The organism is Paenibacillus sp. 481 (genome assembly GCF_021223605.1).
Lineage (GTDB): Bacteria > Bacillota > Bacilli > Paenibacillales > Paenibacillaceae > Paenibacillus_B.
Window position 1 is genome coordinate 4,833,596 of record NZ_CP075175.1, and the last position, 11,671, is coordinate 4,845,266.

The 11,671-nt window shown below is 44.9% G+C and carries 10 protein-coding genes; 9 read left to right on the forward strand and 1 reads right to left on the reverse strand.

Annotated elements, in window-relative coordinates:
- Nucleotides 1-15: 15 nt before the first annotated feature.
- Entirely contained in the window at nucleotides 16-744 is a 729-nt protein-coding gene (locus tag KIK04_RS21305; protein WP_232275620.1) for an alpha/beta hydrolase, read from the reverse strand.
- 330 nt (nucleotides 745-1,074) lie between these two features.
- Here KIK04_RS21305 and pdhA point away from each other — a divergent pair, with 330 nt between their 5' ends.
- The 9 genes from pdhA (at nucleotide 1,075) to KIK04_RS21350 (ending at nucleotide 10,934) form a co-directional block, all read left to right on the forward strand.
- Nucleotides 1,075-2,142 (forward strand): pyruvate dehydrogenase (acetyl-transferring) E1 component subunit alpha, encoded by a 1,068-nt coding sequence (pdhA, locus tag KIK04_RS21310; protein ID WP_232275621.1) that lies wholly within the window; start codon nucleotides 1,075-1,077, stop codon nucleotides 2,140-2,142.
- Nucleotides 2,143-2,284: 142 nt separating this feature from the next.
- A complete protein-coding gene (locus tag KIK04_RS21315; protein WP_232275623.1) occupies nucleotides 2,285-3,262 on the forward strand; it encodes an alpha-ketoacid dehydrogenase subunit beta in 978 nt (325 codons plus the stop codon).
- 33 nt (nucleotides 3,263-3,295) lie between these two features.
- Nucleotides 3,296-4,588, forward strand: a complete 1,293-nt coding sequence (locus tag KIK04_RS21320) for a dihydrolipoamide acetyltransferase family protein (protein ID WP_232275625.1) — start codon at nucleotides 3,296-3,298, stop codon at nucleotides 4,586-4,588.
- Between the two features lie 4 nt (nucleotides 4,589-4,592).
- Nucleotides 4,593-6,011 carry a dihydrolipoyl dehydrogenase gene (gene lpdA / locus KIK04_RS21325; RefSeq protein ID WP_232275626.1) on the forward strand — a complete coding sequence of 473 codons (1,419 nt, stop codon included), beginning with the start codon at nucleotides 4,593-4,595 and terminating at the stop codon, nucleotides 6,009-6,011.
- A 221-nt stretch (nucleotides 6,012-6,232) separates the two neighbouring features.
- Nucleotides 6,233-7,027, forward strand: a complete 795-nt coding sequence (gene thyA / locus KIK04_RS21330; RefSeq protein ID WP_232275628.1) for a thymidylate synthase — start codon at nucleotides 6,233-6,235, stop codon at nucleotides 7,025-7,027.
- A gap of 124 nt (nucleotides 7,028-7,151) precedes the next feature.
- Nucleotides 7,152-7,643 (forward strand): dihydrofolate reductase, encoded by a 492-nt coding sequence (locus KIK04_RS21335; protein ID WP_232275630.1) that lies wholly within the window; start codon nucleotides 7,152-7,154, stop codon nucleotides 7,641-7,643.
- A gap of 238 nt (nucleotides 7,644-7,881) precedes the next feature.
- A complete protein-coding gene (locus tag KIK04_RS21340) occupies nucleotides 7,882-9,369 on the forward strand; it encodes a glutamate synthase subunit beta (protein WP_232275632.1) in 1,488 nt (495 codons plus the stop codon).
- A 169-nt stretch (nucleotides 9,370-9,538) separates the two neighbouring features.
- Nucleotides 9,539-10,303: a thioesterase II family protein gene (locus KIK04_RS21345; protein WP_232275633.1), complete on the forward strand. Its 765-nt coding sequence runs from the start codon at nucleotides 9,539-9,541 to the stop codon at nucleotides 10,301-10,303.
- Between the two features lie 241 nt (nucleotides 10,304-10,544).
- Nucleotides 10,545-10,934 (forward strand): hypothetical protein, encoded by a 390-nt coding sequence (locus KIK04_RS21350; protein ID WP_232275634.1) that lies wholly within the window; start codon nucleotides 10,545-10,547, stop codon nucleotides 10,932-10,934.
- Nucleotides 10,935-11,671: the final 737 nt, after the last annotated feature.

Here is an 11,671-nt window from a genome sequence, read left to right on the forward strand (position 1 = left end):
ATCATTAATCATTTTCTACATTAAAAAATATTTAAGTGCATCTGGCAGATGCTTTTGCCAAAAGCCCCACAAATGGTTGCCGTCCATTTCTTCGTAATGGAGCTTAGCACCGCGCTCCTCCAGCAATTTCTTAGCTGTTCGGTTCAAATCAACGAAGTCGAACGTTCCGCGATCTGTCGGGTACGCTGTTTCTTGCAGACCGACAATCATGTGCATATGCAGCCATGACAAGTCACGTTCCGCCGCAATCAACTGCTGTGAGGCCGAATAGTAAGCGCCGGACATGGCAATAACTTGACGGAAGCGCTCTGGATACTGAAGCGCAAGATGGAGCGATACGGTGCCTGCTAACGAATCTCCAGCAAGGATGACGTCCGTCCAATCCGTACGAACCGGATACAGTCGTTCAATTGTAGGAACGATTTCTTCGGCAAAGGCTTTACAGTATGACTCGAAGCGATCTCCGTCTGGTGCATACTCGGAGGTGCGAATTTTTTTATCCACATCTACACCGACAATAATGAAGGGCTCCATATCTTCTTCTAATATAAGTCGGTTGGCATGCGTTGCAATGCGACCGAAGTTAAAGAAGTCCTCGCCGTCCTGACAATACACGACAGGGTAGCTAAGCATTTCTTGATATCCAGGTGGTAAGTACACTCGAACGTGTCGACTTTCCCCGAGATGGAAGCTTGGGATATCATGTTTTACAATTGTACGCTTGAACAAAGATGAATCAGACATTAAGGTCACCGCCTACATGCAAAAATTTGTTGATTTTGGTCAACACTATTATTCATAACGTTTTTTGTGCCGGCCTCGCTAAAAGAATGGACAATGCCAAGAAACGATCCTTTTTAATAGGAAGAAAGGGATTAGCGAGTTCCAAATGTTCACAACTTCGACAACTTTGTTGTACACTGTTATAGTGCCAATTTCGAACTGTTATAACTACAATTCTACAAAATGTTCAATTTTTTCGCGTTTTGTTTTGACCAAATGATTAAAACAGGTGTATAATGATTCTATAACAGTGCAACAAAATCTTCAAACTTTTATTGAGGTGAAAATCAGATGAGCAAGTTCCATTTCGAAGTTCAGACGGAAGACGTAACACCTTTATCCGTCTTGTCTCCTGAAGGAGAAGTTGTCAATCCGGACATGGTACCGGATTTGAGCGACGATCAACTGAAAGAAATTATGTACCGTATGGTATTTACTCGCGCTTGGGATGACCGCGCTATTAACTTGGGCCGTCAAGGTCGTCTAGGTTTCTATGCACCAGTTTCTGGTCAAGAAGCATCTATGGTAGGTAGTGTTTATCCTTTGCAAAAAGAAGATTTTGTCGTACCAGCATACCGCGATATGCCACAGATCGTATGGCACGGCTTGCCGCTGTACCAAGCGTTCTTGTACTCCCGTGGTCATCAGCATGGTGGACAAATTCCAGCTGGCGTAAACGTTATGATGCCGCAAATCATCATCGGTGCGCAAATTTTGCATGCTATGGGTATCGCAATGGGCTTCAAGCTCAAAAAGCAAGCTCAAGTTGCAATCACGTACACAGGTGACGGCGGATCTTCCGAAGGCGACTTCTACGAAGGCTTGAACTTCGCAGGTGCCTACAAATTGCCAGTTATCTTCTTTGTACAAAACAACGGCTATGCAATTACAACACCGTTCTCCAAGCAAACAGCTGCGAAATCTATCGCACATAAAGCGATTGCTGTCGGAATTACGGGATTGCAAATCGATGGAATGGACGTACTTGCAGTTATTAAAGCTGTTCAAATGGCTGCTGAGCGCGGACGCAAAGGTGAAGGTGCAACACTTATCGAAGCATTGACTTACCGTTACCGTCCACACTCCATGGCGGATGACACTTCTAAATACCGTACCAAAGATGAAGAAGCTGAATGGGCTATTAAAGACCCACTCGTTCGCTTTGGTAAATATTTGGAGAAAAAAGGTCTCTGGACAGAAGAAGACACAGCTCGCGTGAAAGAAGAAGCGAAAGCGAAAGTCAACGAAGAGATCAAGCGTGCAGAGCAAACAGAAAAAATGACAGTTGCTGGTCTTATCGACACGATGTTCGAAACGACTCCGCAACATTTGGAAGAGCAAAAAGCTGACTTTCAATAATTAATACTTAGCAAATAGGCTGGGCAGAGTGTGTACAACGTACTTTGTATACCGTACAGCGTACAACACTGCTTGGCACCGACATATAGATTCCAGCCTTGTATGCAAGGCTTTGCGATAACGGTAAGGAGGACACGAAGCAATGGCACAAATGAATATGAAAGAAGCGATTCGCGACGCAATGCGCGTTGAGTTGAAGCGCGACCCTAACGTCATTATTTTCGGTGAAGACGTTGGTCATGTTGGCGGTGTTTTCCGTACAACAGAAGGTTTGCAAAAAGAATTTGGTGAGGATCGTGTATTTGATACACCACTTGCAGAAGCTGCAATCGGTGGTTTGGCAGTAGGTTTGGGTATCCAAGGCTTCCGTCCAATAGCTGAGATTCAATTCGTCGGCTTCATCTACGAAGCAATGGACCAAATGTGCGTACAAGCTGCACGTATGCGTTTCCGTTCTGGCGGACGTTACAACTCGCCAATCGTATTCCGTACGCCTTTCGGCGGTGGCGTAAAAGCTGCGGAATTGCACACAGATTCCTTGGAAGGTTTGATGATTCAAACACCAGGTATCAAAGTAGTAGTTCCTTCGAACCCTTACGATGCTAAAGGCTTGATGATTGCTGCGATTCGTGATAACGATCCAGTATTCTTCATGGAGCACTTGAACTTGTACCATGCATTCCGTGCAGAAGTTCCAGAAGACGACTACACAGTTGAACTTGGTAAAGCTAGCATTGTACGTGAAGGTAAAGACGTTACAATCTTGGCTTACGGCTTGATGGTGCACACAGCGATGAAAGCTGCTGCTGAACTTGAAAAAGAAGGCGTACAAGCAGAAATTATCGACTTGCGCACATTGATGCCGCTTGATATTGACACAATTGTTGCGTCCATTAAAAAGACAAACCGTGCAATTGTTGTTCAAGAAGCACAAAAAACATCCGGCGTTGCAGCGGAAGTTATCGCTCAAATTAACGAGAAGGCTATTCTTCATCTTGAAGCTCCAGTTCTTCGCGTTGCTGGTCCAGATACGATTTATCCATTTGCACAAATCGAAGATCAATGGTTGCCTAACCCTGCGCGCATCGTAGCGGCAGTTAACAAGGTATTGAACTTCTAAAGAAGGACCGATAGAGAGTAGGAGGTTATCCCTGTGGCAAAATTCGAGTATCGCTTTCCTGAGCTAGGCGAAGGATTGCATGAAGGCGAAATTATTAAAATGCTTATTAAACCGGGTGACAAAGTAACAGATGATGATATCATCATGGAGGTACAAAACGATAAAGCTATCGTTGAAGTTCCTTGCCCGGTAAACGGAACAGTACTTGAAGTTCTTGCAAAAGACGGTCAAGTTATGCACATGGGCGAAGTTGTTGCGATTATCGACGCAGAAGGCGACGTTCCTGAGCAAGCTGCTCCAGCTGAAGAAGCGAAGGAAGAGGCTCCGGCAGCAGCAGCTCCGACAACGGATGCAGCTGCACCAGCGGCAGCTCCAGTAGCACCTAACCGTGAAGTTTTGGCTACTCCAAGCGTGCGTAAGCTTGCTCGTGACCTTGGCGTAAACATCGCTGAAGTTCCTGCAACAGGCAACAACGGCAAAATTACACGTGAAGATGTAGAAGCATTTGCTAAAGGTGGCGTTCCAGCGGCAGCTCCAGTAGCTAAAACTGAAGAAGCAGCTTCCGAAAAAGCAGCAGCTCCAGCTGAGAAAAAAGCAGCGGCAGCTCCAGCAGCAGATCGTTTCGTGGAAGAAGAGCGCACACCATTCAAAGGTATCCGCAAAGCGATTTCCAATGCGATGGTTAAATCTGCTTACACAGCTCCACACGTTACAATTATGGACGAAGTGGACGTAACTGAGCTTGTTGCATTCCGCAACCGCTTGAAGCCAGTTATGGAGCAAAAAGGCAAGAAAGTTACTTACTTGCCATTCATCGTGAAAGCTTTGGTAGCAGCTTGCCGCCAATTCCCAGTGATGAACGCAACGATCGACGAAGAAGCACAAGAAATTGTGTACAAAAAGTACTACAACATCGGTATCGCAGCAGACACAGACAACGGCTTGATCGTTCCTGTTGTTAAGGACGCAGATCGCCGCAGCATCTGGATGATCTCTGACGAAATTCGTGACTTGGCAGCACGCGGCCGTGACGGCAAACTTGGCCCGAACGAGTTGAGAGGCTCCACAATCACAATCACAAACATCGGTTCCGCTGGCGGTATGTTCTTTACTCCGATCATCAACTTCCCAGAAGTTGCGATCTTGGGTACTGGCCGTATCTCTGAGAAGCCAGTTGTGAAGAACGGCGAAATCGTAGCAGCGCCAGTAATGGCATTGTCCTTGAGCTTCGACCACCGTCTGATCGACGGTGCTACTGCACAAAACTTTATGAACTATATCAAACAGTTGCTGGCTAACCCTGAGTTGCTAGTCATGGAGGTATAATCTAATGGTAGTAGGAGACGCATCTTTACAAATCGACACATTGGTAATCGGCGCAGGTCCTGGTGGATACGTAGCAGCTATTCGTGCTGCTCAACTAGGTCAAAGCGTACTCGTAGTTGATAAGTCGGAACTCGGCGGCGTGTGCTTGAACCGTGGCTGTATTCCTTCTAAAGCGTTGATCAGTGCAGCGCATCAATACGAAGTAGCACAACACGCTTCCGATATCGGAATTCAAGCGGAGAACGTAACAGTTGACTTTACAAAAGTTCAAGCGTTCAAAGCTGGCGTAGTTAAAAAGCTGACAGGCGGCGTTGGTGCGCTCTTGAAAGCGAACAAAATTCAAGTATTCCAAGGCGAGTGCATGTTCATCAACGAAAACGAAGCGCGTGTGTTTAACGACCAAGAAGCGCCACGTTACATGTTCAAGAACTGTATCATCGCTACAGGTTCCCGCCCGATCGAATTGAAAGCATTCCCGTTCGGCGGACGCATCTTGTCTTCGACAGAAGCGCTTGAGCTTCCTGAAATTCCGAAGAGCATGATCGTTATCGGCGGTGGCTACATCGGTGCAGAGCTTGGTCAAATGTACTCCAAGTTCGGTACTAAAGTAACGGTTATCGAAGGCGCAGACATGATCTTGCCAGGCTTCGATAAAGACATGACGCAAATCGTGTCCAAAAACATGAAGAAAACGAACGTCGATATCGTTACAGGCGCTAAAGCGGAAAGCTCTTCGCAAACAGATAAAGACGTTACGGTTAAATATACGGTTGGTGGCGAAACGAAAGAAGTTACAGCTGAGTACTTGCTCGTAACAGTTGGCCGTCGTCCAAACACAGATGGTGAACTTGGTCTTGACTTGGTTGGCATTAAAATGACTGACCGTGGCGTGATCGAAGTTGACCACCAAGGACGCACAAGCGTACCTCATATCTTCGCTATCGGCGATATCGTTCCTGGTCTTGCGTTGGCGCATAAAGCGTCCTACGAAGGTAAAGTAGCGGCTGAAGCGATTGCAGGTATGCCTAGCGTTGTTGACTACAAAGTTATGCCAGCTGTATGCTTCACAGATCCAGAATGCGCTAGCGTTGGTCTGTCTGAAACAGAAGCAAAAGAAAAAGGCTACAAAGTTAAATCTGGCAAGTTCCCGTACGCAGCGAACGGCCGTGCTCTGTCCCTCGGCGGCAGCGTAGACGGTTTCGTGAAAATCGTTGCTGACGCAGAGACAGGCATCGTGCTTGGCTCGCAAATGGTTGGACCAGAAGCGTCCAACTTGATCGCGGAAATGGGCTTGGCGGTTGAGATGGCTGCAACGTTGGAAGATTTGGCGTTGACAATCCATGCTCACCCAACACTTGGTGAAATCGTGATGGAAGCAGCAGAAGTTGTGCTGGGCCACCCGATTCACGCGGTAGGTAAGTAATCTCCTATCTCTCTGAAGGTTCTGTTATAATTCTGTTACGGTTCTGAATAATGATGCTTTTTTGTTCCCCTCGCAGCCAATAGCTGTGAGGGATTTTTTTATGTAACCCATCATGTTAGGATGCGGTTTACAGAAATGTTGGACTGCACAATAATGATTTTTTGCAAACAGAATGTTAAACTGAATAAGGATATCGATCGGAATGAAAGAGGGTAAATGAGATGAAACAATACTTAGAGCTGCTTCAAGACGTATTGAACAATGGGGTGCATAAAGAGGATCGGACAGGTACAGGTACGATTTCTGTGTTTTCACGTCAGCTCCGCTTTGACTTAAGCAATGGATTCCCGCTTGTAACGACAAAGCGACTGCACGTAAAATCGATCGTGCACGAGCTGCTATGGTTTTTGAGCGGAGATACGAATATACGTTATTTAAAGGATAACGGTGTGCGGATATGGGATGAATGGGCGGACGAGAACGGGGATTTAGGGCCTGTATATGGTTCACAGTGGCGGAACTGGGAAACGAAAGATGGACGTGTGATCGATCAGATTACGAACGTAATCGAGCAAATTAAGACAAATCCTGATTCACGCCGCTTGCTCGTTTCGGCATGGAATGTGGGCGAAGTCGATCAAATGAAGTTGCCGCCATGCCATTATGCGTTCCAATTTTATGTCGCAAACGGCAAACTCAGTTGCATGCTTAACATGCGTTCGGTAGATACGTTTTTGGGATTGCCATTCAATATCGCAAGTTATGCCCTGTTGACGCATATGATCGCTCAACAGTGCGATCTTGAGGTAGGTGAGTTTATTTGGACGGGTGGAGATGTTCATATTTACACGAACCATCTGGAGCAGGTGAACACACAATTGCAGCGTGAGCCTTTACCTCTGCCTAAGCTTGTCATTAAGCGTAAGCCGGAATCTATTTTCGACTATACATTTGAAGACTTTGAATTTGCAGATTATGAACATCATCCAACGATTAAAGCGCCGGTAGCGGTGTAAGCATGTAAGTGTTTAGAGTATATGGAGTATTTTGAATATTTAGATTAGCACTTCAATCAGCACTTCAATGATTCTGCTTCATATTTGTCTGTATGCGGTGGACAAGAGGAGAGGAGAATATAGGATGCCAATTACAATGATCTGGGCGATGGATAAGCAGCGTATTATAGGAAAAGATAATACATTGCCATGGCATTTGCCGAACGATTTAGCGTATTTTCGTAAGCAGACGCTCGGTAAAACGGTCGTGATGGGGCGGCGTACGTTTGAATCGTTTGGAAAGGCGCTGCCTAAGCGTCGCAATCTCGTATTAACACGTAATTCGAATTGGAGCGTGCCGGATGCTGAAGTGATTTTCGGCATAGATGACGTGCTTGCGTTAGCACCGAACGAAGAAGTGATGATTATTGGCGGGGCACAAATATACGACTTATTTATGGAACACGCGGATCAGCTGCTTGTAACGGAAATTGAGGAGGAGTTCGAAGGTGAGGATTATTTTCCACCTTACGACGAATCCTTGTGGGAACTGGTGAGCGAAGTTACTGGTGAAGTCGATGAGAAAAACCGCTATGCGCACCGTTTTTTAACATATAGGCGCAAATCTACAAGCTAAAACATAGTATAAATATGGAGAGAAGACCGATCTCTGTGCTCTAGTAATGCGTAACTGCAAAAGAGTGCAAATGATCTGCCTTTCTCTCCATTTTCATTTGTGCTCAATTTCTGTAACATATGGGGAAATCTCATGTCGAAGCTTGCAATTTATTTATTGCATCTTTTTCCGGCACCGTTTAATATGTTATATAAGCTTACATGAAAAGAGATACGGACAGACGGATGGAGGAGAACGCATGTCAACACCTACGGGCTTTATGGAGTATACTAGACAAATCCCAGCTGATCGTGACCCGTTGGAGCGATTGAATGATTGGGAAGAGTTCCACAAGCATTTGAGTGAAGAGGAACTGCGTACGCAAGGTGCGCGATGCATGGATTGCGGTACGCCATATTGTCACACGGGCATTGAATTGACTGGTGGAACGTCAGGTTGTCCCATTAACAACTTGATTCCAGAGTGGAATAGCCTTGTGTTTCGCGGGTTATGGCATGAAGCGTTGGATCGTCTACATAAGACGAACAACTTTCCTGAATTTACAGGACGGGTGTGCCCAGCACCGTGCGAAGGCTCCTGCACTGTGGGACTAATCGGCAAATCGGTTACGATTAAGACGATTGAGCAAGAGATCATTGATCGCGGTTTTGATGAAGGCTGGGTAAAGCCACAGCCACCAGCAAAGCGTACAGGGAAGCGTGTAGCTGTAGTTGGTTCGGGCCCTGCAGGCTTGGCGTGTGCATCGCAGCTGAACAAAGCTGGACACACGGTGACGGTATACGAGCGTGCAGATCGGATTGGCGGCTTGCTTACTTACGGAATCCCGTCCATGAAATTGGATAAAGGAGTCGTGCAGCGCCGGGTAGATTTATTGGAAGCAGAAGGCATACAGTTTGTTGTCAACACGGAAATTGGCAAGGATATATCCGCACAAGAGGTTCTGTCGCAATTTGATGCGGTTGTGCTGTGTGGCGGTGCTACAAAGCCGCGTGAATTCGATATTGAAGGCAGCCATTTAGACGGCATTCACTATGCAATGGACTACCTGAATGGAACGATTAAGAGCTACTTGGACTCGAACTTAGAGGACGGTAACTACATTTCAGCTAAGGACAAGGACGTTATTGTTATCGGTGGCGGTGACACGGGCACCGACTGTATTGCGACAGCACTTCGACACGGTTGCAGCAGTGTTACGCAGTTCGGTACGCACGCGAAAGCGCCGCTTGAGCGTGACTCTGTTGCGAATCCGTGGCCGCAATTCCCTAATGTGTATACACTTGATTATGCGCATGAGGAAGCAAAAGCATTGTACGGACACGATCCACGTGAATTTTCGATTATGACGACGAAGTTCATTGGGGATGAGAACGGTAAGGTTAAAGAGCTTCATACGGTGCAAATTGAGCGTTCCGTCGATGAGACTGGTCGTAAAACCTATAAGCCTGTTCCAGGTACGGAGCGCGTCTTCCCAGCACAGCTAGTCATGATCGCAATCGGCTTCAACGGCCCAGAAGCAACGCTGATTGAGCAATTCCAATTGGCAACAGATCGTTGGACGAACGTAAAGGCGAACTATGGCGAATATCGAACGAATGTGGAGAAGGTATTTGCGGCAGGAGATATGCGTCGCGGACAAAGTTTAGTCGTGTGGGCGATTAATGAAGGCCGCGAATCGGCTCGTGAAGTGGATAAATATTTAATGGGTAGCTCGTTGCTGCCATAATAAGAATGTACTAAACTGCGCTAAAGTTTTATTTAAGCGCAGTTTTTTTGTTTACACAGTTCTGGCTAAGCTCCATCGTAAAAGGAGTTGCACAGTAAAAATAATTTGAGATATAATAAATTGGTATACATTATTTAACAAATAAAATCACATGTAGAGAGGTGCTTCCGTGCATTCACCAACCTTATTTTTCAAAGATAATGAAGATCACCATCCTGATTTAAGATTGATTTGCTTTCACTATGCAGGAGGAGGTTCTTCTATATATCAGACTTGGCAAAAAGAATTTCCAACTGGTATACAAGTATGTCCTGTGCAATTGCCGGGGAGAGAAAATCGCTTTGTAGAACAACCGTTAGAATCGTTATCTGCCATCATAGCTGCGATTTTGCCTGAAATGAGGTCAATGATCCGTACGCCATTCGCTTTCTTCGGATACAGTATGGGCGCACTAATCGCCTTTGAGTTGGCAAGAGAACTATTTCGTCAGTATCAAGTCAGCCCAACTCATTTGTTTGTCTCAGCTAAAAATGCACCGCATCTTCCTCTTTTGTCACGTGAGCTCCATCGTCTATCTGACTCTGATTTCACGGAGGAGCTTAGGAAAATGCAAGGCACGCCTGAAATTCTTTTGCAAAATGAGGAATTGATGAAAATGGTGCTACCGCGCATTAGAGCCGATTTTAAAGTGTGTGAAACGTATCAATTTATCGAGCAGGACAAGCTTAAATGCCCGCTTACCGTGTTTGGTGGCACGCATGACCCGAGAGTAAGTGTAGATGCTTTGGCGGAATGGGGGCAATATACAGAAGGAGACGTGCATATTCAGCTGTTCGAGGGAAATCACTTTTTTATTCATGAACAACAATCTGCAATCATTTCTGCTATCTTAAACCAACTAAAGTTGGAAACACAACCGTATGGGATTAGATGATGAGCTGCCCATAATACACACTACTCCAACCAACAAGAAACCTAAACAAACATCCCATGTTCTTTTTCTGCTCTTATTTCTGATGTTCACGGCTATACTAACGTGCGGCCTCTTCTTTTTACTTCGACAGTTTAATGTAAGCAACACCGTTATTATGAGCTCTAACTTAGGAATGATCGTACTCATACCGTCCACGTTCTACTTGTTATGTGCGCGTCCAAGATCAATGCCGAGAGAATAGGTGTATGTCTGGTATGTTTTTGCCATCGCTTTAACTTATTTTATAACTCCGTCTGAGCATCGACCGCATCGCCTGTTCGATCATCACCTGCAAGTGAATTTAGGCTTCCAAGGAAGTGTCACCGTTAGATTGGACAATATCGAAGCCGTACATGAAGCCAAGTCTTTTGAGCTAGGGGCGAAAGTTCCGGACGACATATTTGTGTCGTTGATGCGTTTGGATGCCCCACAGTTTGAAATTTGCTTACAGGAGCCCGTGCAAATGCAAGGCTCGTATGGAGTGAAGAAAATGATTTCGAAAATCGTGCTGCGAGTGGATCACGCAAGCGACTTTATTGCCGAGCTAGAAGAACAACGGGTCATATCTGCAAGAAATGAATTCTACCAATAGTGAACATATAATGAAAATGGCATATTACTAATCAATGGGGCTGCGTCTATCGATACATTAGTCGCGGCTCTTCGTATGCTTGATTAGCTAGAAGTATTAATAACAAGGCCTCAAAAAAACGAGATATACAAATATTATACAATAAGGCATAATCAGCACTAATTACACATATTCAAAAAGTTCATGCTTATATGGAAATGAGTGTAATATGATGTTTAACACTTTTATTTTTCCATGTATATGACCGTTCCCACGCGACTAACAATGTAAGGCTTCCCTGTTATACACTCCTCTTAGTATTTGGCTACAGTATCGCGTTTTGTATCTGCATATGAAATTAACTGTTAAGTAAGTTCTGTATATCTGTTGTCTTCGTAAAATAGCACCGTTAATTCCTCTTACAACTCGCCAACTTCATGGTTAACCGACACTCTATTTGAGCAAGTTCTGAGGCCGTATTCCTATTATCGTTTTCTGTTTCGTTTTTAAAGATTAGTTAAATATTATATAGTTATAATTAAATATATAATAACTATGATATTATTAATAATGTTTATATCATTTTGTATTTGAGCCTATTTTAAACAAAAATATACATTAAAGGAGGGTGTGTTTCAATCGACAGATTAGTCTCAAGATGATTATCGTACAGTATCCGCGCAAATTTTCTTTCTTAACTTTTGATCCTGTTCCATTCCCTCGAACGTGAACTTGTAATACCGAGTTAGATGATGCCG

Bases quoted from the DNA above. Each gene is read 5' to 3' on its own strand.
- lpdA (WP_232275626.1), top strand. From the start codon at position 4,593: ATGGTAGTAGGAGACGCATCTTTACAAATCGACACATTGGTAATCGGC.
- KIK04_RS21305 (WP_232275620.1), bottom strand. From the start codon at position 744: ATGTCTGATTCATCTTTGTTCAAGCGTACAATTGTAAAACATGATATC.
- thyA (WP_232275628.1), top strand. From the start codon at position 6,233: ATGAAACAATACTTAGAGCTGCTTCAAGACGTATTGAACAATGGGGTG.
- KIK04_RS21340 (WP_232275632.1), top strand. From the start codon at position 7,882: ATGTCAACACCTACGGGCTTTATGGAGTATACTAGACAAATCCCAGCT.
- pdhA (WP_232275621.1), top strand. From the start codon at position 1,075: ATGAGCAAGTTCCATTTCGAAGTTCAGACGGAAGACGTAACACCTTTA.
- KIK04_RS21335 (WP_232275630.1), top strand. From the start codon at position 7,152: ATGCCAATTACAATGATCTGGGCGATGGATAAGCAGCGTATTATAGGA.
- KIK04_RS21315 (WP_232275623.1), top strand. From the start codon at position 2,285: ATGGCACAAATGAATATGAAAGAAGCGATTCGCGACGCAATGCGCGTT.